Source organism: Asaia siamensis (assembly GCF_014635085.1).
Lineage (GTDB): Bacteria > Pseudomonadota > Alphaproteobacteria > Acetobacterales > Acetobacteraceae > Asaia > Asaia siamensis.
Window position 1 is genome coordinate 46,485 of sequence record NZ_BMCH01000009.1, and the last position, 23,537, is coordinate 70,021.

The 23,537-nt window shown below is 58.4% G+C and carries 15 protein-coding genes; 7 read left to right on the forward strand and 8 right to left on the reverse strand.

Annotated features, from left to right (window positions below; translation table 11 throughout):
* Window positions 1-9: 9 nt before the first annotated feature.
* Complete coding sequence (locus tag IEV53_RS13915) at window positions 10-3,399, reverse strand: ATP-binding protein (RefSeq protein ID WP_188427438.1); 3,390 nt, start codon at window positions 3,397-3,399, stop codon at window positions 10-12.
* Window positions 3,396-4,664 carry a metallophosphoesterase family protein gene (locus IEV53_RS13920; protein WP_188427439.1) on the reverse strand — a complete coding sequence of 423 codons (1,269 nt, stop codon included), beginning with the start codon at window positions 4,662-4,664 and terminating at the stop codon, window positions 3,396-3,398. The genes IEV53_RS13915 and IEV53_RS13920 overlap by 4 nt, the downstream gene beginning before the upstream one ends.
* A gap of 95 nt (window positions 4,665-4,759) precedes the next feature.
* On the opposite strand from IEV53_RS13920, the gene IEV53_RS13925 reads away from it, so the two are divergent.
* Window positions 4,760-6,442: a Na+/H+ antiporter gene (locus IEV53_RS13925; protein ID WP_188427440.1), complete on the forward strand. Its 1,683-nt coding sequence runs from the start codon at window positions 4,760-4,762 to the stop codon at window positions 6,440-6,442.
* 22 nt (window positions 6,443-6,464) lie between these two features.
* On the opposite strand, the gene IEV53_RS13930 is transcribed toward IEV53_RS13925, so the two are convergent.
* Window positions 6,465-7,364 carry a sugar phosphate isomerase/epimerase family protein gene (locus IEV53_RS13930; protein WP_188427441.1) on the reverse strand — a complete coding sequence of 300 codons (900 nt, stop codon included), beginning with the start codon at window positions 7,362-7,364 and terminating at the stop codon, window positions 6,465-6,467.
* A gap of 438 nt (window positions 7,365-7,802) precedes the next feature.
* Here IEV53_RS13930 and IEV53_RS13935 point away from each other — a divergent pair, with 438 nt between their 5' ends.
* A complete protein-coding gene (locus IEV53_RS13935; protein ID WP_188427442.1) occupies window positions 7,803-8,357 on the forward strand; it encodes a hypothetical protein in 555 nt (184 codons plus the stop codon).
* A gap of 255 nt (window positions 8,358-8,612) precedes the next feature.
* Here IEV53_RS13935 and IEV53_RS13940 read toward each other — a convergent pair whose 3' ends face one another.
* The 3 genes from IEV53_RS13940 to IEV53_RS13950 form a co-directional block, all read right to left on the reverse strand.
* Window positions 8,613-9,791 carry a mechanosensitive ion channel family protein gene (locus IEV53_RS13940; protein WP_188427443.1) on the reverse strand — a complete coding sequence of 393 codons (1,179 nt, stop codon included), beginning with the start codon at window positions 9,789-9,791 and terminating at the stop codon, window positions 8,613-8,615.
* 159 nt (window positions 9,792-9,950) lie between these two features.
* Complete coding sequence (locus IEV53_RS13945; RefSeq protein WP_188427444.1) at window positions 9,951-10,913, reverse strand: bile acid:sodium symporter family protein; 963 nt, start codon at window positions 10,911-10,913, stop codon at window positions 9,951-9,953.
* Window positions 10,914-11,158: 245 nt separating this feature from the next.
* Window positions 11,159-13,855 (reverse strand): Hint domain-containing protein, encoded by a 2,697-nt coding sequence (locus IEV53_RS13950; RefSeq protein ID WP_188427445.1) that lies wholly within the window; start codon window positions 13,853-13,855, stop codon window positions 11,159-11,161.
* 683 nt (window positions 13,856-14,538) lie between these two features.
* On the opposite strand from IEV53_RS13950, the gene IEV53_RS13955 reads away from it, so the two are divergent.
* From IEV53_RS13955 to IEV53_RS13970, 4 genes are read left to right on the forward strand one after another with little or no spacing between them, the layout of a single operon-like run.
* Entirely contained in the window at window positions 14,539-15,309 is a 771-nt protein-coding gene (locus IEV53_RS13955; RefSeq protein WP_188427446.1) for a DeoR/GlpR family DNA-binding transcription regulator, read from the forward strand.
* Between the two features lie 54 nt (window positions 15,310-15,363).
* The gene (locus IEV53_RS13960) at window positions 15,364-16,359 is read left to right on the forward strand and encodes a tagatose kinase (RefSeq protein WP_229719910.1); all 996 of its coding nucleotides are present in this window, start codon (window positions 15,364-15,366) and stop codon (window positions 16,357-16,359) included.
* Window positions 16,356-17,606: a D-tagatose-bisphosphate aldolase, class II, non-catalytic subunit gene (locus tag IEV53_RS13965; RefSeq protein WP_188427447.1), complete on the forward strand. Its 1,251-nt coding sequence runs from the start codon at window positions 16,356-16,358 to the stop codon at window positions 17,604-17,606. The genes IEV53_RS13960 and IEV53_RS13965 overlap by 4 nt, the downstream gene beginning before the upstream one ends.
* A gap of 25 nt (window positions 17,607-17,631) precedes the next feature.
* Complete coding sequence (locus IEV53_RS13970; protein ID WP_188427448.1) at window positions 17,632-18,414, forward strand: L-iditol 2-dehydrogenase; 783 nt, start codon at window positions 17,632-17,634, stop codon at window positions 18,412-18,414.
* Between the two features lie 205 nt (window positions 18,415-18,619).
* Here IEV53_RS13970 and IEV53_RS13975 read toward each other — a convergent pair whose 3' ends face one another.
* A complete protein-coding gene (locus tag IEV53_RS13975) occupies window positions 18,620-21,271 on the reverse strand; it encodes a Hint domain-containing protein (RefSeq protein WP_188427449.1) in 2,652 nt (883 codons plus the stop codon).
* A 394-nt stretch (window positions 21,272-21,665) separates the two neighbouring features.
* Between IEV53_RS13975 and IEV53_RS13980 the strand changes: the two genes are divergently transcribed.
* Window positions 21,666-22,433, forward strand: a complete 768-nt coding sequence (locus IEV53_RS13980) for an N-acetylmuramoyl-L-alanine amidase-like domain-containing protein (protein WP_188427450.1) — start codon at window positions 21,666-21,668, stop codon at window positions 22,431-22,433.
* 22 nt (window positions 22,434-22,455) lie between these two features.
* Here the strand turns inward: IEV53_RS13980 and IEV53_RS13985 are convergent, their stop codons facing one another.
* Window positions 22,456-23,388 carry a bifunctional helix-turn-helix transcriptional regulator/GNAT family N-acetyltransferase gene (locus IEV53_RS13985; protein ID WP_188427451.1) on the reverse strand — a complete coding sequence of 311 codons (933 nt, stop codon included), beginning with the start codon at window positions 23,386-23,388 and terminating at the stop codon, window positions 22,456-22,458.
* Window positions 23,389-23,537 lie beyond the last annotated feature (149 nt).

The following is a 23,537-nucleotide window of genomic DNA, read 5'->3' on the forward strand; positions in this document are numbered from 1 at the left end:
CCTTCGGGCTTACACGCTGTGACGCGTGGCGCCAAATGGCGTCGCCATTTCGGCCAGATGCGCGTGATGGGTCAGGAAAAGAATCTGCTGATGCTGCGCGATTCTGGCCAATGTCGCGAAACCGGCTTCGGCACGGTTTTCATCAAAGGTGATGAACAGGTCATCGGCAATGAAGGGCAGGGTGACGCCGCGTGCCCGTGCCTGTTCGAGCGCGGCAAGGCGCAGGCTCAGATAGAGTTGATCACGCGTGCCTTCGCTCATGGCCGAGGGGCGTACCATTTTCTCGTCTTGCAGCATGCCTGCAAGCTCTGGTGTCCGGCCATCCTCTGAAATGACGAGCTTCTGATAGCGCCCGCATGTCAGTGAACCGAAGATCGTCTCTGCTGCTTTCAGAAGAGGGTTGGTGTTCTCGAGCCTCTGACGTCTCGCCACATGGGTGAGAACCAGCGACTGGATGCGGGAGGTTGCCCATTCCTCGGCAGCGCGTGCCATTTTGGCGCGGCAGGACTCGATGTCAAAAGCGGCACTCAGCGCTGCCTCGTCCTTCTCGATGTCACGCAGCAACGCCCTGATCTCGCCTCCTCGCGAGAAGGCCGCATCGCGCTGGCGCTCAAGCTCTGCCTGTTCGCTCTCGACGGCACCGAGACGGGTTTCTGTCAGAGCGGGGTCGGTGTCTTTGGCCTGCTCTTGCAATTGGGCCAGATCGAGCCCGTCTGAATGGTCGATGATCTGTCGTTCGAGCTGTGTCCTCTCTTCCTGATCACGATAGTGACGCATTTCCGCATCGAGAACCGGGCGTATGGTCTCGATTTCAGTGGCGCCAAGCTTCTGCATGAAGGGCGTGAATGTGGCGCGCAGTGCGTCGAGCCTGGTGTCGGCAAGAGCACAGGCATCGGCGTGCTCCCTGATCCGGGTGTCCTGAAGATCGGCCTGCGCCTTGTCGAGCTGTGCTTTCAGCAGGGCCTCATGCAGTGAGGCCATGGCTGCGCCAGCTGTCGCCAGAGCGAGGGCCTCCCCCCGACCGAGACCCACCATGAAATGGCGGAAAGCCTCTTCGAGGGCGGCGCTATCGGCTTTGCGTGCTGTCAGGGCTGCACGCCGCACCAGCAGGGTGCTGACTTTTCTGCGCGCGTCTTCAAGAGTTTCGACTTTTTCCGATGGCCATGGCTCTGTGCCGGGAAGTGTCTCGGCCCAGCGCGCAAGCAGCGCCTGTCGCTCGGCGACAAGCGCCTCACCCTTGCGCTGCTCTGACAGAGCTTCGCGCCGGGCCAGATCGCATTCTGTTTCGCGCTCGGCGAGGCGCTGGGCCTCTTTCTCGCGGTCACGCAAGTGCATTCTGACTTCGATCAGACTGTCGGCGAGCGTATCACGCGTTTTGAGATCGGGCAGAAGTCCATGCAGGGTTGTGAGCATGGCGGCCCGGCGGGTACAGGCGGCATCGTGATCGGCCTGTGCGGCCTGATGGCGCGCCTGCGCCTCAAGCGCCTTGTGCCTGAGCTCCAGCCAGCCTGTCAGACGATCGGGCGGCAAGATCGGCAGGCCCCGTTTTTCCACTTCGTCCTGCCATGAGCGCGAGGCTTCCTGCTCTGTCTGCAGCAGGGTATCGCGTCGTGAGTCGGCTTGGGCCAGTTCCAGAATACAACGTTCGAGTGCCTGCTCGATCTGGGTCAGCTTTGCCGATTCCTCGGCATCGTCGAAGCGGCGATCGGCGAGCTGATCGGCCGTGAGGCGTGATGCGAGATAGTCTGCCCGTTTGTCGACATCGTGGGGGGCGGTCATCAACGCGTCAAACAGGGTGTCACGCCGGACGCGTTCCTGGCTCAGCGCGGCGTGCGAGATGATGTCGCGTTGTTCAAGCTGGGCCTTGTCGAGCAGGAGGCGGTCTCTGGTGTCGCCCAAAGCCTGAGCTGCTTCTGTGGCAGAAACAACGGCTTTCTGCCTCTCACGCCAGATCTCCTTCTGTCGTTCCAGAAATCCGGGTTCGGGAAGCGCCATCATGCCGAGCGCTTCCGGGGTGCCTTTCCAGGGCAGCAGATCGCGCAGGGACTGGGTCATCCTTGCTTCTGCCTCATGGCAGGCGCGGCCGAGGGCAGTCACGGTGCTGTCGATATCTCCTAGAGCCTCGGCCTGTTGTACAGCGATCTGCAGGGGGCGCAGATCGCTTGCCCTGGCCGTGCCGCGCGTTGCCTCGGCGCGGGCCAGTCTTTCCTGCGCGGCTTCATGATTGCGGTGCCATTCAGTCTCACGCAGGGTGAGCGCATCACGGGCTTTTGCCAGAGGGCGTAGCCTCTCAAGAAGGCTCTCCTGCGGCAGACGCGACAGGATCTCTTCTGCTGTCCCGGTGTGGCCCTGTGCCTGCAACGCGGCTTCGAACTGTGACAGGCTGGTTTCCTCTTCACGATCGAGACGCTCAGGGCCGAGCGCTTCGAACCGGCTTTTGAAGTCGCGAACTTTTTCTGCCTGCGCCAGCAGAACGAGATCAGGCTGGCAGCCCGCACGGGTTTCGACCAGCCCGTCATGGGCGTGTTGCAGGTCAGCCCGTTTCTGCAGTGCTTCGGTCCAGTTCCTGAGCAGGCGCTCGAAACTCTCATGCTCCTGCAGGGTGAGGAGCGGGGCGGGGGTGGCGTTCAGTGCATCGTTGAGCGCATCGAGACGGGTCAGTGCCGATCTGAGCCGTTTGAGTCTTTCCAGCCGGCTGCGCTCCTGACGCAGGGCGGTGATACGCTGCTCAAGGCTCAGGCGGTCGTTTTCGAGTGCGCTGGCCTCGTTGGTGAGGGAGGTCCAGGTTGAGCGGGCGCTTTCGGCGGTGCTCAACTGGCTGCGCGCCGCATCGAATTCCTTTTTCAGCTCATTGAGCTGTGTGCCGCGACCGCCTTTTTTCCAGATGGCGCTGGCCTGAGCGTCGAGAGATTCAAGCACGTTCTGCACGTTTTCGAGTCCGAATCCTGCAGCCAGAAGCTGCTGGCCGAGATCGCCCTCAAAACGTGCCATGGCGTCGCCACCGGCGCGCAGACGCTGATGGTCGAGGCTCCACATGCGCTCGAAAGCCGTACGATCGACACCGCCCAGCCAGCGAAGCAGGGCGTTTTCATCGAGTGGCGTGGTATCGTCAGGGGCGAGCAGCGTCTGCGCGCGCCCGCGTTTGCGGACGACATCGAGCCGGGTATCGCCCTGTTCGAGACTGGCACCGACGCGCAGCAGGGGAGCGTCGAAAAGCCAGTCCTGCGATTTGAGATTGGGAAAGCCGAAAAGCAGATCGCCAATCGCGGCGAGCATGGTCGATTTGCCCGCCTCATTGGCACCATGCAGCACGTGCAGGTCAGCGGGGCTGTGCGCGAAATTGTAATGTCGGTCAGAAAAACTGCCGTAACGGATGAGGTCGAGCGAGCCAAATCTCATGAGGCGTCTCCCTTGCCCGACAGCCTGTCGCAAAGAGCCTCGTTCAGCTCGGGCAGGATAGAGGCCCAGTCGCGACGGTTGATGCGGTCGAGGAGGGAATCAGGGGCGATGTCACCGAGATTGAGCGTCTTGAGGCAGGAATCGAGCTCCTCACCAATCACTTTCAGCAGGGCCTCATCGCTGGCAGCCTCATGCACGAGGCCGGATAATGCGAAACCATCGCCCTCATCTGGCGCCAATCGGGTCTGTGTCGCGACAGGGGTGGTGTCGAGCAGAAGTTTTTCGAGCTCGATCTCACCACCGCTCATGGCGGCCAGATGCTGCACGACTTCGCGCAGAGTCTGGCCCTGACGCTTGAGCGTGTCATGCAGCGCAGTTGTCCCTGCTATTGTCAGGCGCATCACGCAGAGATGCCCTTCATGCGTGTGGGCGATGTCACGCAGAAAAGCGCCGATCCGGTCTTCGAAGGCCGAAAAATTCTCGATTCCGGTGCAGTCGAAACGCGCAGCGTGCCAGCGCACCACATCGCAGGCGATGGGGGTGATCGAGTCGATGCGATGGTCGGTTACGGAAACCAGCACGACGCCTTTTTCGCCCGTTTCGCGGATATGGCGGCCCTGAAGCACGCCGGGAAAGACGATGGGGGTGCCATCGGTCAGGATCATGCGCTCATGCACATGGCCCAGCGCCCAGTAATCATAATTCTTGGCACGCAGTGTCTCGGGCGCGCAGGGGGCATAGGTTTCATGCTGCCCATGGCCCGAAAGCGAGGTGTGCAGGACGCCGATATTGAAATAGCCGGGTACGGGCGCCGGATAGGCGGGGGTCATGTCATGGGGCATATGCCGGTTGGCAAAGCTCTGCCCATGCAGGGCCACGCCGAGGTCTTCAATCAGAAAGCTGCCCGGGCGGGGGGAAGGAAAACGGTCTATGCCGGCCTGTAGCGGCAGGTCGCGAGTGAGCACTGAGGCCGCGTCGTGATTGCCCTGCAGCAGGAAAACCCTGATGCCATGCGCAATCAGGCGCCCAAGAGTGGTCGCCATGTAGCGCCCGGTGCTGATTGTTTTCCAGTCGCCGTCATAGAGGTCGCCTGCAATCACGACAAAAGCGACATCATGCTCGATGGCGGCATCAACCATATTGTCGAGTGCGCGGCGTGATGCCGAGCGGATACGGTCGATGGACAAATCGTCATGCCGCTCCAGCCCCTTGAGTGGGCTATCAAGATGGAGATCGGCCGCGTGCAGAAAGCGAAAGGAGCTCATCCCGCTATTCTAGCGCATTTTGCAAAGGCGTGCGCCGGACGAATAACGAAGGCTGTTCCTATCCTCATGTCGTGCCACACGCGGGCCCCGAAGCCATGATACCCGCAGATCATATTCTCTTTCTTCTCGTGCTGGCCGCCGCAAGCAGTCTGCTGATCCGCCTGGTCAAAAATGCGATTCCGCTGCCGCTGATCCAGATCGTGCTGGGGATCGGCGCTGCCCTGCTGGGAGTAAAGATCGGGCTGCGCCCTGATCTGTTCATGCTGGTCTTTCTGCCTCCGCTGCTTTTTGCGGATGCCTTTCGCATGCCATTGCGTGAGTTTCACGAATTGCGCGGCACAATCTTCTTTCTGGCTTTCGGTCTGGTGGTGTTCAGCACGGTTTGCTGCGGCTACGCCATTCACTGGCTGATACCGACACTCGATCTGCCCTGCTGCTTCGCCCTCGCCGCCGCGCTTTCCCCCACCGACACGGTGGCAGTCTCGAGTCTCATGGCCGGGCGCCATGTGCCCGAACGGATGATTCATGTTCTTTCAGGCGAGGCGCTTTTCAACGATGCGTCGGGTCTGGTGTGCTTTCGCTTTGCGACGGCAGCGGCGCTGACGGGCGAGTTCTCCTACCGTCAGGCTTTTGACGCGTTTCTGCTGGTTGCCTTTGGTGGCATGGCCATCGGGGCGCTCATTGCCTATGTCTCGGCGCGGCTCAACCGTGTGTTGCTGCGTCGCGGATTTGACGATCCGCCCTTGCAGATCACCCTGATGATCCTGCTGCCTTTTGTGACCTATATCGTGGCCGAGGCGGTGCATTGCTCAGGCATTCTGGCCTCTGTCGCTGCGTGCATGGTCATCAAGATGATGGGCATGATCGAGGAGACGAATACCGCCACCCGCCTTCAGGCCACGACGGTCTGGGGCATGGTCAACTACATCTTCAACGCCCTGATCTTTCTTCTGCTTGGCCTGCAACTGCCTGCTCTGGTGCAGGGCGGCATGGCGATGGCGCATGAGCGCCAGGTGTCGCTGCTACAGCTCGTCGCCCTTGTCGGCGCGGTTTATCTCATCATGACGACGCTGCGCTTCATCGGGATATGGCTGTCCATCCTGCGGCGCTGGTGCGTGGCGCGCTGGACGCAAAAGCCCTTTGCCTGGCCAGGTTTCCTGAGTTCGCTGCTGCTGACCTTTGCAGGCGTGCGCGGTGCGGTCACGCTTGCGGCTGTTCTGTCCCTGCCTGCGGTGGGGAGTGAACTGGGGGCGTTTCCATCACGCGATCTGCTGATTACGGTTGCGGCGGGTGTGATTGTTATTTCTCTTGTTGGTGCCGGGCTGCTGATGCCGCTCTGCATCCGCTTTTTGCCTGACCCCGGCATGGATCGTTACGCCTCGGAAGAAATCATGGCGCGTCAGAGGTTGTTGCGCACGGCAATCTCCCTCCTGCACGACGAACGTTTCCAGACACCCGACACGGCCGATAGCAGCGTGCAGGACAGGGAACTCAAGCATGATGTGATCGATCGTCTGTCACAGAGCTATGAAAACCGTCTGAGCCAGATTGATGAATCGCATCACTCCACATTGATGAACCGCCAGCTTGCCCTGCGTCGCGAGCGGCTCGAACTGGCAACACGCCTGCTTGTTCTGCGCGCGCAGCGACAGACGCTGCATGATTTGTTCGTCGAGCGTGGGATCAACGACCAGACGGAATGGGAATTGCAGCAGGAGCTGGATTTCGAGGAGCAGTTATTGCGCTCGCGCGTCCAGCGCCTGCCGAAGGATATCTGAGCCCAGCCTGGGCGGGGGCGGGTCAGATCAGGCGCCGCTTGTTCAGTTCGCGCCGCATCGTCTCGAGCATGAAGCGTGAAGAGTCTTCCGCACGCTCTTCCCAGGCGAAGACACAGGAGGACAGAACACCGTCAAAGCGTATCTCTGCCAGCGTGTCGAAAAAGGCCGTCCAGTCGATTTCGCCCTGACCGATATCGAGATGCTGATGCACTCGCACGCGCGCGCCCGGCGGGTTGACGATGTAGCGTAGTTCCGAGGATTTTCGGTGGTCGAATGTATCGGCCACGCGGATATGAACAAGAATATCCGCCGCCTCGCGCAGCATGGCAGCCATGTCTTCGCCGTAGAAGAAGGTATGCGGCACGATATAGGACATTCTGACCGCATCCGAGCCGATATTGCGGATGATATCGATGGCAGGATGGAAGGTTTCGACCCAGTCTTCCGGATGCGGTTCCAGAGACAGGGTGATGCCTGCACGCTCGAGAACGGGCACGAGATCATCCATGGAGCGCCAGAAGGCTGCCTCGCAGGTTTCCGGTGTCGCAACGCCGGGTGGCAGTCCCGCAGACCGTTCGGGCGAGGTGCCGCGCCCGAATTCGGAGACCATGAGCGGGCACTCCATTTCGGAGGCAATCTCGATGGCGCGCTTCCAGTAGCGCATGGCGATCTGTCGTTCTTCCTCGATCGGGCTCGACCAGCGATACATGGGCTGCAATGTGGAAAGCTCGGTGCCGTGGTCGCGCAAGGCAGCCTTGAAATCGCGGATACGCTGCGACGTGGCGCGTGGCATCACCCACCAATCCAGAAAATCGGCGCGCGGCGAGAGTTCGATACCGTCGAACCCATAGCCGGAAACCGTTCTGGCAATTTCCGGCAGGGTGAGATGGCGTTGCATATAGGGGTCGAGAACCAGTTTCACCGGGCAATTCCCTTCGACAAAGGTGAGGCCGACCTGACAGGTGTTTCGTCCGGCCTGGTCACCTTTTCGTCTAGAGCGTCAGCCACACGCTGTTATGCGTGAAATTGATTGAAAACCATCAGAGGCAGGTGTGTCTCATTTTTCCGTGTGGTAAATACGAAACTATTTTTGATGAGATTCTGGAAGTTACTAGAACTTTTTACGCTGTCGCTTTGTGTGTAGCGTTGATGTTGGAGCCTTTATTTATGGAATCCGGCCCGGCGGGGAAATGCTCGACGTTCAGCAAGCCTTTATCCAAACCTTTTTCAAGGGCCTCGGGGGCTTGGCCGATCACTACCCCGTAGGGGCGATCTGTTCAGCCCCGAAGCGTGCCGGAAACTGCGTTTTTGCCCACTCCGTGGCTATGAGAATCATCGATTTCAGGATTGCAGATAGCGCATGAGCACCGTCATTCCCTCCTGGCAGATCCCCACTCGTCGCGCCCGGCTCATCCGCACCAGAAAATATGTGGCCGTGATCTGCACGGAGCGTTGGGGAGGGAGTTACTTCTCCCGATCCGGCTGGTCGACCTTCACCCCTCGAAAAGAGGCCACGACAGAGTGGATCGGGGCTAATCTCAAGAAGGCGCTGTATAGCAGTGAGGATTTCGGGGCGCACTTGCCTACGCCAATTCCAAGTGAAGTCTCTCGCCCGGCAAAGGACGAGTCAAACCAGAAGTCTCGTGAGTTCTGGCTGCGTATCCAGCAGGAATTCGGCTTCAAGGATTTCCTGACGACCATGTCAAAATCAGCGATGGTTTTCGTAAGGTGGCCGAAGGACAGGGAAGATCAGGTCGAAATGGTCGCTTCCCGCGGTCGTGGCGCGGGCCATTCCGCCTGGGGCACCAATGAGAATTTCGGCAAGGTCTTTCATGCCTCGATCAAGCTGAGCGATCTCGAATTCGGCGAGGTGGCCGTGCAGGCGCTGGATCGTTGCCAACCGAATTACGCCTAAAGTGCAGGCGGAGGCGAGCCCATTCTAGGCCGGGTCATAGCTCGACCGTATTTTCAGAAAATCGGATCGCCTTTTATCAGCGCGTTCTTCACTTAGCAGAGGCTGCACACCCTCAGCCACGTCGATGAACAGGAAATAACCCTCTCCCTGATTAGGGAAGCCGGGCACTTACTGCCATGACAGGGCGTAACACGACCCCTCAAGTCATGTCGCGCCTGTCAGACACAGGATTTTATGGTGAGGTAAATCCCGGGCCTACCTGCTGGTGGGGCGTATGTCCGGACCATTATACTGGCTGCCACTCATTGGACGGTTGACGGGGGGCGAGACCAGTGAGTCTGGCCAGGCAGGTTCGTCTGCGGCGCCGGGTACGATGGCGGTGCGGCCACGCGGCAGGGATTGCGGCAGATCTTCGCGCAGGCGTTTGAGCATGCGTTCACGCAGATCGCAGCAGAGATTCCACATGCCATTGGCATCGCTGGCGCCCGCAATCAGGCGGATCGAGATTACCTGGGCATTGCTGTCGGCAACCTGACAGCCGACCGAATTCATGTCGTGATCCCAGTTTTCGCAGGCCTTGAGTTCCTCATGGAACAGGCGCCGTACCTCGTCCATGGGCGTCTGGTAATCCAGCCAGAGAAACACCGAACCGATGAGAGAGGGCGAACTGTGCGTCCAGTTCTGGAAGGGGTTTTCGAGAAAATAGGCGATCGGCACGATATAGCGTCTGCGGTCCCAGGTGCGCAGCACGACATAGGTGGCGTTGATCTCTTCCACATAGGCCCAGTCGCCATTGAGAATAAGCATGTCTTCCATGCGTATGGGCTGGGTGATGGCAATCTGGATGCCAGCAATCAGGTTGGACAGGGCCGGGCGGGCCGAAAGACCTACAACGAGAGAGGCCGCACCGGCAGAGGCGAAAAGCGAGACGCCATATTGTCTGACAGATTCGAACACCATCAGCGCCGCACCCACAGTAATGACACCGCAGGTGATTTCGATCAGGCGTCGCAGGATGCGAATCTGGGTCTGGTGCGAGCGCACGGTGATATCGTCAACCTGCGCGCGGTTGGCGATGCGGTCGAGATATTTATCCGTGCCGAAACGAAAGGCCTTTATCAGCCCGAACCCGATGGTGATGATCGAGGCAAAGACGAAGAAATGGGCCAGAAACTGGATGGTCTTTGGCGTAAAGCCCGTTGTGGCAGGCAGGGCAGCACTGGCCGCCACAATCATCAGCAGCAGGCGGACATGGTTCTGCAGCCGGGCGATCGTCTCGTGAATGAAGGCGATACGCCGCAGGCCGGGCAGGCGGGGAAGTGCTTCCGTGATCAGGCGGCTGAAAAGCAGCGCGAACAGGGCGGCGGCACAGAGAAGCAGGGTGGAGGCGAGTGAGGGCGGCAGCCAGTCGAACCATGCGAGGAGCCTCGACATGGAGTGTACATAGTCTTGCTTGATCACAGTCTCTCCTGACGCTTTGCGGGAGGGGCGTCAGAATGTCACCTGTGCATGATCTCTCCTGGCGCCCCAGTCAGGGGTTTAACCGCTGACTCCTCAGGCGTTTCCCATGAAAGAGCCGTAAGAAAAGGTTTTTCAACCTTCTTCGCCGGAGGTATGGCGCGCGGCAAAGCGTCTTGCGAGCAGCGTGCAGATGAAAAGCTGGATCTGGTGATACATCATGAGCGGAAGCACGACCGTGCCGACTGCGGCTGCGGGGAACAGGATATTGGCCATGGGCACGCCGGTTGCGAGGGATTTTTTCGACCCGCAGAACATGAGCGAAATGCTGCTGGCTTCACTGAATCCGGCAAAACGGCCGATCCCGCGAGAAAGGAACAGAACCAGTGCCAGAAGCACCGTATCGAACACTGCCGTAATGAGCAGATCAGGCACCGAGACGCGATGCCAGATGCCTTCCACCACGGCATGGCTGAAGGCCGTATAGACCACGAGAATGATCGATCCGCGATCGCTGAGTGAAAGTAGTTTCTTGTTGCGTCGTGCCCAGTCGCCCAGACGTGTGTGCAGAAGCTGGCCCAGCCCGAAAGGCAGAAGCAGCTGGGTGGCGATGTCGATGATGGCGTGGCCGGACCATACATTGCCGCGCTGAACGATCAGCGCGACCAGAATGGGCGTTGCGACGATACCCGCCAGATTGGAGAGTGTTGCCGCACAGATAGAGGCGGGCACATTGCCGCGTGCGATCGAGGTAAGGGCGATGGAGCTTTGCACCGTCGAGGGCAGGCAGCACAGAAACAGCACGCCATGCCACATGTCGGGTTTGAGCAGGCCAGGCATGAGCGCGTGCAGAACGATACCGAGCACGGGAAACATCAGAAACGTGCAGCCGAGCACGCTGCCTTGCAGACGCCAGTCGCGCACACTTTCCAGCACGGCTCCGGGTTCAAGCCGTGCGCCTTGCAGAAAGAACATGATGGCGATGCAAAGCGTCGTCAGATGGGTCAGCAGCGTTGCGCCCAGCCCGTGACAGGGTAGGAACGTCGCGAGCACGATGGCGGCAATCAGGCTGAGCAGGAAAGGGTCGAGTTTGCGCATGGGGAGCGATTTCCACCGCAAAGCCATGGTTTGGCAAGAGGCCATGACGGGTTATTGCGCGGAGTGAGCGCGATCGGGAGACGCAACTCCGTGATCAGCGCGGAAGAACGGCGCGCAGGCTGTGGCTGGCAGCAGCAACGCGCCGTTTGTCTGGAGTCTGCTGGGAGCAGTCGTGTCTTCGTGGCAGCGTGGTCAGGCAGGATGACCGGACCGGGCGGAGGAAGCCGCCCGGTCTGGAAGACGTGTCAGGCCGTGATGCGATAGCAGGCCACTTCATCCTTGTCGGCAAGATAGGGGCCAGCAGCCAGAACCTGCACCGAGAGAATGCTGCCGCCGACCGGAAGGTCGATGTCCAGTGTGATCTCGGCGTTGCCTGTCGTCCATCTGGATTGATCGTTTTCCAGAGCAGTCCAGCCCTTGAGCGCTGCGATTTCGTGATGATCGGTCAGGCGCAGGGTACCCTGTGCAGTGAACACGCTTATCTCACCAACCAGAACACCGAGTTCGCGTCGATCATCGATAAAAGCGCCGATTGTATCGACAGGGCGACTTGTGCGGGAAACAAGGCTGAACTTTCTCTGGTTAGACGGCACCATGAAGATGGTGTGGCCGTTACTATGCCGCACCGGTCGAACGATCTTGCCCCCTTCCGTAACAAGATGAAGGTTGGCATCAGCGGTCAGGGCTGGCTGATTGATTTTCGTTGCCACACCCATCTGGGCTGCTCGCGCTTCGATCTTGCGATAGAGGGGCTCGATGACAGAGCGCTCGACTGTGAGCGGGGCTGCTGCGTGAGTCTCCCAGGTGATTCCTTTTTTCGGAAGGCGCACCACCGTATCGTTTCGGTCCATACGCAGGCTGTTGCCTGTGTCGAGATAGCTTTCTGTCAGCACGCCATCTGCCCAGATGACCGAATGTGAAGCGGTTTCGACGTGATAGTAGCGAAACTGGGCCTCGCTCATATCGTAAAAAACACTGCTGCCATTGACGAGCATGCGCACCGGAACGAAAGCGCCATCGAGATAGAGACAGTGCTCAGCCGTAACGAGCATATCCTTGTGCGGGACGTTATCACCCAGAGCATCCTTGAGCACGCGCACCGGGAAGCCGGAGAGATCAGCAGGCAGAACGGTGCTGGCGTGAATTTCGCCACTGCCAATCCAGGTAACGGGGCGAGCAATTGTCGCGCCGGTCTTGGGATCGAAGGTCAGGATTTCGTCGCCAATCGACAGATCTTCTACAGCGGTCTCGCCGGACGGCGTGCGGATCATGGCCCCTGCGAGGAAGCAGGCCTGCGACCCGCCATAGATATTAGCGACGCCACCAGAGCCGACATTGAGTGGCTGAACCAATGTACCGCCGCTCGAAACTGTGAGGGTCGTATTCGAGATGGACGGGCCGGTAATGGATCCGCCCGACATCACCGTGACGGTGTCGTTGCCGCCATAGGTCGTATAGAAGGTATCATTGACCGAGCTGCCGCCGGCAGAGATGATGACGTCGGCAGAGTTGCCGTAATTTCCTGACATGTAGCCACCAGACTGAACGATGACGTAGCCATTATTGAGGGTCGAGTTGAGCAGTTTACCGCCATTCTGGACCGTGATGGTCGGGCTGCTCAACTGCGCCTGCAGCATACCGTCGACTGTTGCGCCAGACGTGATGACAAGGTTGGCACCGGTCAGGAAGACGGGGCCGGTGATGCTAACGGAGCCACTCTGATAATAGGTGGTGCCATTGACATTGACGGCGGACCAGGTGCCTCCGCTGAGATTGCCGTTTGTATAGGCATTATTGCTTGTGACCAGGCTGGGGTTCTGCGTCACATTGCTGGTATTGGAAGAAATGATAACGCCAGCCGATGTGACTCGCCCACCCGATCCGACGACGATGCCATCCAGAGTCGCGCCATTTACGGCGGAAAGTCTGATATTTGTGTTGACGACGGCACTTGTAACTGTCGCGCCGCTTTGAACCGTGACAGTGCTAGTACCTGTTCCCGCTACGTAGAAATCATCATTCTGCGATTTCGCACCCGTCGCATAGGTGATGGTGTTGCTATTGAATTCGTTGTTTGCAGTCGAACCGCCAGCACTGACCGTGATGACACCATTATTGACAGTCGAATGAATGAGTGAGCCACCGCTCATGACGGTGATACGCGGTGTGCCGGTAGCGGCGGCGCCCAGGACACCGGAAGCAACGGCGCCGGATGTCACGATAAGCGTGGTATTGGCATTGAGAACGACAGGCCCCGAAACGGTCACTCCTCCGCTCTGATAAACCGTGGTGCCGTTAACATTGACGGCGGACCAAGTCGAGCCATTGAGCAGAGCCTGCTTATAGCGTTGGGCATCCGTCGCAAGGTTTTGGGTAACTGTTGAGCCGGTACCCACCGAGGCGCCATTTGCAATGCTGACGGTGCCGCCGTCGTGGCTGGTGAACGTGCCCACGCTTGCGCCACTTGCGGCGGACATGGTGGTGTTGGCCAGATCCGTGCCAGTAATATAGCCGCCATTCATGACCGTGACCGTATCGGCCGTTCCGGCAACAGCCTTGAACTGATCATTGACTGAGCTGCCACCGGCACTGACAGTTGTTTTTTGCGAGTCACCAATATTGCCTGAGGTCAGTCCGCCACTCAGGATATTGGTCGTGCCGTCAGTCAGCGTCGAATTACGCAGAACGCCACCGTTCTGCACATTGATGATGCCGCCCTTGGTCTGGACCAGACCATCCACAACGGCACCGGAGGTGACGTTAAGCGTTGCGGCGCCGAGGGTGACCGGGGCCGAAACGGTGACAGTACCACTCACGAATACCGTTTCGGTTCCCACTTTGACAGCCGACCATGTGCCAGCAGAAAGAGTTGTACCGACCGCGCGTGGCGTCACCGTAGCGTTGGCAGCGTTAGTTGTAACGCTCGAGGTAACGTCGGCCATCTCTTAATTCTCCGTCATCAGACCGCAATACTGCGTTCCGGTAGAGTTGTTGCTCTCTACGCGCTTATTATTGTTTTGATACTTGCGACGACGTAAAAATGTCGGACAAGTCAGGTTCCCCCTAGTGAGGTTGCGATTATATAAACAATCGGCACCGACGATTCCAATGACAAAACCTTTTTTTAATGTGTCGTAGTGAGATTGCGATTTCAGCATTCTCATTTTTTATGTAAAATATGCAAAAAAAATGGAATATATAGAAATCTATAATTGAATTGATATAGAAATATCTAAGTAAATAAAATATAGTTCACCAGTTGGATGTTAATTTTTTGTAAATTTATACACAAGCAAATGTCGCATGGGGGAAAATATTAAAAAATAGCTCTGTAAGTATATATTTTATGAAATGTACTAGAAATGTCATTAATGTATTTTCCGATACATGTATATATCTGTATTGTGTCTAAAAAACTAAGAGAGGGATGAGGTATTTTTTTGCCGATCATATCTCCACCATTAAGGAGGAGGGGGTGGAAACGATCGGCATCTGTCTGTGTAAAGCTCTAACGGGTTGCAAGGCACGAACACGTTGTCGTGTTAAACGTCGGAGCCTCCTGACAAGCGGGGCAAGATCGCCTACAAAACGAAAATAGAATTTTCGTTTCGAAAGATCGTTTCTGATGTCCATGGGCGTTAATAGCGCGACTCTCAAACGCCGCCTTGGCATCATCGATGCTGTCAGGCGGGCCGGGTTCCTGCGCACAGAGGCGCTGGCGGATCAGTTTGATGTCTCCATGGTGACGATCAGATCAGATCTGGCCTATCTCCAAAGCCAGAATCTTGTGATCAGAACTAATGGCGGTGCGCGACCGGCCCATGATTACGCGGTCAATGCGCCGCTTGATGAAGCGCCGACTTTGTTCGAAGCCCGGGCGCTGGCAAGGGCGGTAGCTTTCCGGTTGCAGCCCGGACAATGCGTCTTTCTTGATAATTCACAGGCAGCGTCTTTCGTGCCGGTTCATGCGACCGCTGAAAATCTGCGTTTTGTGGTCAATAGTTTCGAGACTTATCATTTGGCGAGCCGATGCAGCGATGCGGCAGTCTCATTGCTTGGCGGCGAATATGACCGGCTTGGCTATCCGCTGATCAGCCCTGCGGCCAATCATGCTCTCTCTTTCTATGATCTCGATCTTGCAGTGATCTCGGTCTCACAGATCGGCAAGACCGGGTTTTCGTGTCTCGACCAGACAGGGAATTGCCTCGACGCCGCTATCTATCAGGCAAAGCAGGTTTTTCTGCTCACCGACCGGCTCGATCGTGTCGATGAGGAGGCGCAGCTGTTCGAATGGCGTGACACGATGTCGGTTCTGCATGGCGGCAGCCCGCCCGACGGCGCCGTGCTGTGTCAGGACTGGAGCGTTTTCGCTGACAAGCAGTCATCGCCCGACTGAGGGGCTTTTGCGCTCTTTGTTTCTCTTTTTCTCTTCCCGGATGGATATCTGACCATGGCATCCAGTTTTCTGATGGATCTCGATCCCGAAGCGCCACGCTGTATCGTCACGATTGGCGAGATTGTGGTCGAGATCATGGCCGAGACGCAGGGCGTCGGCTTTCTTGAGCCCATGACCCTGAAAGGCCCTTATCCCTCAGGCGCTCCTGCGATCTTCATCGATCAGGTGGCAAAGCTTGGTGGAGATTGTGGTGTGATCTCCGCGGTTGGACATGACGATTTCGGGACACTGAATGTCGAGCGCCTCAGACGCGACGGTGTCGATGTCTCGGCCATTCTGCGTGCGGAGTCCTATTCTACCGGCAGTGCGTTCGTGCGTTACCGCCCGGATGGCAGTCGGGATTTTGTCTATAATATACGTCAATCGGCCTGTTCGCAGGTTGGCCTGCATGAAGCGGCCCGGGGGCTACTGAAGCGTGCCACGCATTTTCATGTCATGGGGTCGTCTCTTTTTTCCTTCCCGATTATCGATGCGGTGACGACGGCCGTGCATCAGGTGAAGGCGCAGGGCGGTACGATTTCATTCGATCCGAATATCCGCAAGGAAATGCTCGATATCCCGGATATGCGGGCCGCCCTCGAATTGATGCTGCAGGAATGCGATATCTTCCTGCCCAGCGGGCCCGAATTGCTGCTGTTCTGCACCGGTACGACTCAGGAAGAAGCCATCAGGGAAATTCTCGATATGGGTGTTTCCGAAATCGTGCTGAAGCAGGGCGCTGAAGGAGCAACGTGTTTCTGCGCCGACAAGACGCTGCGCAATGCGGCATTTACTGCTCAGGAAGTCGATCCGACAGGGGCTGGCGACTGCTTTGGCGCCACCTATGTCACGTGTCGCCTGTCTGGCAAGACCCGTGAGGATTCCCTGCGCTATGCCTGCGCTTCCGGTGCTCGTGCCGTATCGGTCTTCGGGCCGATGGAAGGGACATCGAGCTTCGCAGAGCTTGACCAGCTAATCGCAGCGCAAAAGCCGGCAGGAGCCGCATCATGATCGCGTCACCTCTGTCCATGCTGCGTGCTCAATACGACAAGGGTCAGGGCCAGGCTCTCATTTCCGTCTGCTCGGCCCATCCGGTTGTCATTGAGGCGGCGCTTTTGCATGCAGCGTCGCGCAACCAACCTGCGTTGATTGAGGCAACCTGCAATCAGGTCAATCAGGAGGGCGGCTATACGGGCATGACCCCTGAAGGTTTCAGGGATTATGTTTTTGGCATTGCCGATCGCGTCGGTTTTGCACGAGAGCAGATCATTCTGGGGGGCGATCATCTCGGCCCCAATCCGTGGAAGTCCCTGCCGCCTGAAGAGGCGCTGCAAAAAGCATCCGACATGATTGCGGCCTATGCCGGGGCGGGTTTTACCAAACTGCATCTCGATGCCAGCATGGGGTGCAAAGGTGAAGCCGCGCATCTGCCCGATGCCGTCGTGGCCGAGCGTGCGGTGATGCTTGCCAGAAGGGCAGAAACCGTGGCGCCCGGTCAGGCTGTCTATGTGATCGGTACTGAAATTCCGACACCGGGCGGGGCGACAGAGGCGCTCGACCATGTGGTGCCGACCACGCCGGAAGCGGTGCGCGCAACCTATGCGGTGCATGAAGCGGCTTTTCGCGCGGCTCTGCCCGAAGCCTGGTCTCGTGTGATCGGCATTGTTGTGCAGCCGGGTGTGGAATTCGGTCATGACGATGTGGCGGTCTATCAGCCTGAGGCCGCCCGGGCGCTGGTAGCGAGTATGGCCGATCTGCCGGGGCTCGTTTTCGAGGCCCATTCCACCGATTATCAGCCGGGGGCTTCGCTGGCGCAACTCAAGCGCGATGGGTTCTGCATTCTCAAGGTAGGCCCCGAGCTGAGCTTCGCCCTGCGTGAAGCGCTGTATGGACTTGACGCGATCAACCGGTTTCGCCAGCCACAGGCGACCTCGCTTGTTGAGACCATGGAGCGGGTGATGCTGGCAGCGCCGGCGAACTGGCAGAGCCATTACCATGGCGATGCAGAGGAACAGCGTATTCTGCGCCATTTCAGCTATAGTGATCGCATTCGCTATTACTGGCCGGTGCCTGAAGCTGAAAAAGCAGTACAGGATCTGATGCGCTCATTGGGGCAGGATTCACTGCCCGAGACGATGGTCAGCCAGTATCTGCCCCGGTTTTTCGAGCGCGTTCAGGCGGGCGCCCTTGCCCCAGAAGCCGGGAATTTTCTGATCCAGTCGGTCCGGGATGTCCTGGATCGCTACGAAACGCTGTGACTGGCACAGCAGCAGGAATAGACACATGAGCACGAACAAGACGTTGCAGGATCGTGTTGCTCTTATCACCGGTGCCGCGCGTGGCATCGGCCGGGCTCTGGCCGAGCGCTACGCGCAGGAAGGCGCGAAGGTCGTGATCGGCGACCTGAACGAAGCGGGCGCCATCAGTGCCGCTGCGGCGCTAGGCGAGGGACATCTGGGCGTAAAGCTGGATGTCACGCGTCAGGAATCAATCGATGAGGCTCTGGCTGCGATCATTGCGCGCTATGGTCGCATCGACATACTCGTCAATAATGCCGGTCTCTTCGATCTGGCGCCGACAGTGGAAATAACGCGGGAAAGCTATCATCGCGTTTTTGCGGTCAATGTCGAAGGTCTGCTTTTCACGTTGCAGGCCGTGGCCCGTCAGATGATCGCGCAGGGCGAGGGCGGCAAGATCATCAATTTTGCCTCGCAGGCGGGGCGCCGCGGTGAGCCGCTTGTCGGCATTTACTGCGCGTCGAAAGCCGCTGTCATTTCGCTCACCCAGAGCACCGGGCTGGACCTCATCAAATACGGCATCAACGTCAACGCGATTGCGCCGGGTGTGGTCGATAACGAGCACTGGGATGATGTAGATCGTCGTTTTGCGCAGTACGAAAATCTGCCCCTTGGCGAAAAAAAGCGCCTTGTCGGCGCTTCTGTACCTTTTGGGCGCATGGCACGCCCTGATGAAATCGGCGGCCTGGCAGTGTTTCTGGCTTCCAGAGACGCCGATTATATCGTCTCGCAGACCTATAATATCGATGGTGGTAACTGGATGAGCTGAGGGTAGTCGCGAGCGCGATCCTTCTCAGACCAACCGTCCGGAAAGGGTGGCATCGCAGCTGTCGATGCCACCCTTTTTCATGCGGCTCCTGCCGGGAAAGCCTTCGAAGCGCCTGAGCCGTTCCGTTCGTTTCCTGAGGGCCACAAGGCAGCGATTGCTTGCGGTCCTTGAAAACCAGGCTTTGGCCTGAAGCGAAGGCCGGGTTTCAGGCGGCTTGATGGGCAGGCATCTGGTTGTCGGGACCAGCCAGCGCGCCCAGTCTGTAGGGGCCGGCTTGCAGGATTTCGACGCTGAGAATGGCGTTGCTGTCCCCTTTCTCTCGAGGCAGGGCGATGCATCCCGCGCCTGTCGTCCAGCGGCAGCCGGGCATCTCGACAGGATGCCAGCCTTGCACAACGCCCTCTCTGAGATGGTCGGTCAGGTCCAGGGTCTGCCTGCTGCCGAACAGGGTCATCTCACCCACGAGCACGCCCAATGGGCGTCGGTCGTCCAGGAACGGGCCGATCACATCACAAGGGCGGCTTTGACGTGATATCAATGTAGCCTCTCGCACACCGGAGGGAACCGAGAAGATATACGCGCCGCCGGTCTGCCTCATGGGGGCGATGATCCGCCCATCCGGCAGGCCGAGGCAAAGGGCCGGATCGTCTGTCAGGAAGCTGGATGTTTCTTCTGACGCAAGACCGAGTTCCCCGGCACGCAGGGCCAATGCCTGGTGGATCTTTTCGACGGCGTCTCGTGCAACGCAGAGCGGCAGGGCGGAATCCCGGTTCCAGGCCTTGGTCTCTTCGTGCAGCGAGACAATGTTGTGACCGCTCGAAAAGTATCGTCTGCTGCCTGTGTTCAGATAGCTTTCGGTCGCGACGTTGTTGGAGACAATGACAGAATGACGCTCCAGCTCGATATGATAGTAATCATGATCAGTTATCGACGGATCGTAATGAATGCTGCTGCCATTCACCAGCATGCGCACAGGGATGAAAGCGCCTTCAAACACGAAGCAATGTTCAGCTGTGACCAGAAGATCCTGTGAGGGCATGGCCTCACCGAAGGCGTTCTGTCGAACCCTGACTGGATAACCGGCCAGATCGAGGGGCTGTTTCGGGCTGAAACTGTTGCGACTGACACCGATCCAGGTCACCGGTCGACTGACTTCGCATCCGTCTTCAAGGCAGATGACGGTATCGCCGATTGCGAGTTCTTCAACGGCGACCTCGCCTCCAGGCGTCTGGATGAGCGCCCCTGCAAGGAAGCAGCCATTCGTACCCTGGTTCTGGATGGTAAGGGTGCCGCCATTTGCGACCGAAGGGTCCTTGGTGACGCCGCCGCTATTGACGACCATGGTGGCACCTGACCCGACCGATCCGTCGGTCATGGTCGCACCCGAATAGATATAAGAGGTTTCAAGCGTGCGTCCCGCGCCGCTTGCAAACCAGGTATCGCCAATCGAGGCCCCGCCGGATGACGTGATCGACCAGGTGGAGTTGAATGCATTGCCGCTGGTGATACCGCCGGAACTGACATAGACGATACCGTTATCGATGTAGGAACTGACCAGAGTGCCGGAAGCGACAGTGACCACGGCCCCCTGACCTGTAGAGAGATGCGAAACAATCGCGCCGCTCTGGATTGTCAGATTGCCTCCCGAGGCCAGGGCCACGGGGTCGACGAGCGTCACGCCGCCGCTCTGATAGACTGTCTTGCCGTTCTGTACGGTCGCGATCCACGTGCCGCTCATGACGGATGCGCCGGGGGCAACCTGCATAAAATCTGGGATTGTCACCGAACTGCCGATCGGGGCAACAGTGGAAAACGAACCGCCCGAGCTGACATAGACATTGCTGAGCGTTGCGCCGACGCTGCCCGACAGGTAGCCGCCAGAACCGATAACCGGATCAACAACCACACCGCCGCTCGAGACGATCGAATAATCCATCCCCATGCCGCCGGCATTGTTCCATGTGTCAGAGACCGAAGACCCGCCCGAGAGGATATAGGTCAGTGTGGAATCGAGGGTGTTGGTTGTACTTGAACCCCCTGCGCTGACATTGAGATAGCCGTTATTGAGATAGGAGCTGACCAGCGTGCCGCCGCTGGCGACATTGACGGTGCTCTGGTTGGTGCCTGAAATTCTTGCCGCGACGGCGCCGCTCATGACGTTGAGTGTGGCCCCTGCTGCGAGGGCGACCGGCCATTGATAGCTGACACCGCCACTCTGATAGAGGGTGACGCCATTGTTCAGAACGGCGCTCCATGTGCCGGAGAGTACGACAGCCGTATTGATGTCTGGCTGGTTGCTGATGGTGATGCCCGAATAGGTGACCCCATTCGATGTAGCGACAGCCCCGTTGCTGACAACAAGACCATCAACTGTTCCGCTGGCAATATTCAGGGTGCCACCGCTCGACAGATCGACCCCGTGCGCAACAGAGCCGGACTGGAACTGGATGCTGCCACCGGACTGGACCGTGACATTGGAAACCATACCGCCGCTCGAAATGACAGCCGTATCAACGCCCGCGTTACTCGCGTTGTTGAATGTGTCGCCCGTCGAGGCTCCGCCCGAGAAGACGTAGGTCAATGTGGAATCAAGCACGTTTGCGGTGCTGATCCCGCCGGCGCTGACGTTGAGATAGCCATTGCTGAGGTAGGAGCTGATCAATGTGCCGCCGCTGGCGATATTGACGGTGCTCTGATTGCTGCCTGTCACATTGGACGCAATCGCCCCGCTTGTGACGATAAGCGTCACGCCTGTTGCCAGACTCACGGGGGCGGAAACAACGGTAGTGCCACTCTGGTAGACGGTATCTGCGCCGTTTAGCACGGCGGACCAGGTTCCCGATGGTAAGGTTGCCATGAATCGACTCCAAATTCATGAAATTTTAAGAATCGAGCTTTTTTCCCAGAGTCTGTTTGGATTCAACTCAAAACGATGTGAGTTTATTATTATACATATATTTGAAAGAAGAAGTTTGTAGTTTATCTTCCATATTTTCTATGGATTTCGGAGTCTACATAGGGTTTTTGATTCGTCTCAGTACTTCATGTACGTACAAGATTCTGTTTTATGCGCCAAACATGTAAATTATTTTTTTACCCGGCACGACCTGGTATTGAGCGCGAGAGCGTAAATCCTGACCGGGGAAGAAGGCTCTTTATCTTGCCGTTTTTCCTTGCGATTTTGCGGCGCAGGGACTGCCAGATGCAGGAGGGGTGACATGGGTGAGTGTGGTTTGTGGAAAAGAGTGGCCATGGCGGCGTTTGCTGCTCTGGTTCCTCTTTCGGCTCAGGCTGCCGAAGGCCGCTTTTCAGCGGAAGATCAGGCGCGCCTTGCCGTGATCGAGCGCCAGTTGGTGCCCGTCAGACCGTTTGCCGAGCGTGTAGCGCTGGCATCGGCAATGTTTCTTGGTACGCCCTATCGTGCGAATACGCTGATCGGCGGCCCTGAGACTGCCGAAGCGCTTGTCGTGCGTTTTGACGGGGTTGATTGCTATACTTTTGTCGACATGGTGCGGGCGCTCACCCTGTCAGAAAACGAAGCCGGTTTTATCAGGGCGCTCGAGAAAACCCGTTATCATAATGGCCATGTTGCCTATCTGGACCGGCGCCATTTTCTGACGGACTGGGTGGCCCTTACACCGCAGAATGCGCGTGACATCACCCGGGCGCTTTCGCCTCATGTCGTGGTGACGCACAAGGATCTCAATCGTCGGGCCGATGGGGGCGTCTATATCCAGGGGTTGCCGGTTCATCCGCGCGAGATTGCGCATCTGGCGCCGGAATTCCTCACGCCGGAAGTGGCTGCGAAAATCCATACAGGCGATGTGATCGGGATTTATACGAAGCTGGACGGGCTGGACGTGACCCATACCGGTCTGGCCGTCTGGAAAGATGGCGTGCTGTATTTCCGCAACGCCTCGTCGCTCAAGGCCAATATGAAAGTGGTTGACACACCGCTTGCCGCCTATCTGGCAGGCAAGCCGGGCTTTCTCGTCCTGCGCATGATGGAGGCGGGCTGAGTCACGCCGAGATCTCACTCCCTCAGGGAGAGGATGTTGTGTCCGGGGTGAGGCGGCATTCCCAGTCTTCCCCCTGAAGCGGCACGCCAAAGAGATCGTGCGGTGCCGTTGCGATGCACACAAACCCGTTTCGTGCGTAGAGGCGGCGTGCCGTTTCAAGTACGGTATGGGTCCACAGAATGACGCGCTCATACCCCTTGTCACGTGCGAAGGAGAGGCAGTTCTGCACCAGCGCGTCACCGACGCCGCGCCTGCGTGCAAAAGGCTCGACATGCAGCAGGCGCAGCCGCGCCGTGCCACCGCTCTCATCGGTCAGAAAGACGGCCCCTGCCATCACGCCGTCGAGTTCTGCCACCCAGCAGGCTTCGCGATCGGGGTTGAAATGGCGCAGGTAGCTGGCAACGGTTTCGGCGATCAGGCATTCGAGCTTGTGTCCCCAGCCATGGCTTTCGGCATAGAGCGCCGATTGTCGTGAGGCAATCAGACTTGGTTCTCCCGCTCCTGCCAAGCGCAGGGTGAACCGGGCCTCGCTGACAGGCGCCAGCAAACGATGCGCGCGGGAAAGGGAGTGCACGAGATCATTCTGTTCGATCGGGGGCAGGGCATTGAGGGTCTGCGCGAGCGCACTGTTTATCCGCTCTTCGAGCTGGGCAAGGAGTACCCGCCCTCTGTTGGTGAGGGAAACAGGGCGCGCGCGCCGATCATGGGCCGAACTGTCCCGTTCGACGAGATCGTTGCGGACGAAACGCGTGATCATGCGGCTGAGATAGCCTGGATCGATCTGCAGGATATCCTGCAGCGTCGTGGCGCGAACCGGCGCGCGATGGGCGATTTCATAAAGCAACCGCGCTTCGGTCGTATTCACTTCCGAACCGAGAAAATGTGCATCGATTGCGCCGACATGCTGAACGTAAAACCGGTTGAACCGCCGGATGGTCTCGATCTTCTCGTTCATGTTGCCTGCCTCCTTCTCGCGGGACGCTTTCATTCCGGGGTTTTGTACAACCAGATTCTAGGCGGCCGCATGGGGTGTGTCACGTCACCTTGCCGGGACTGGGCAGGGAGGTGTGGCTTTGGCGTAGCACCCTCAAAGCGAAAGCTGAC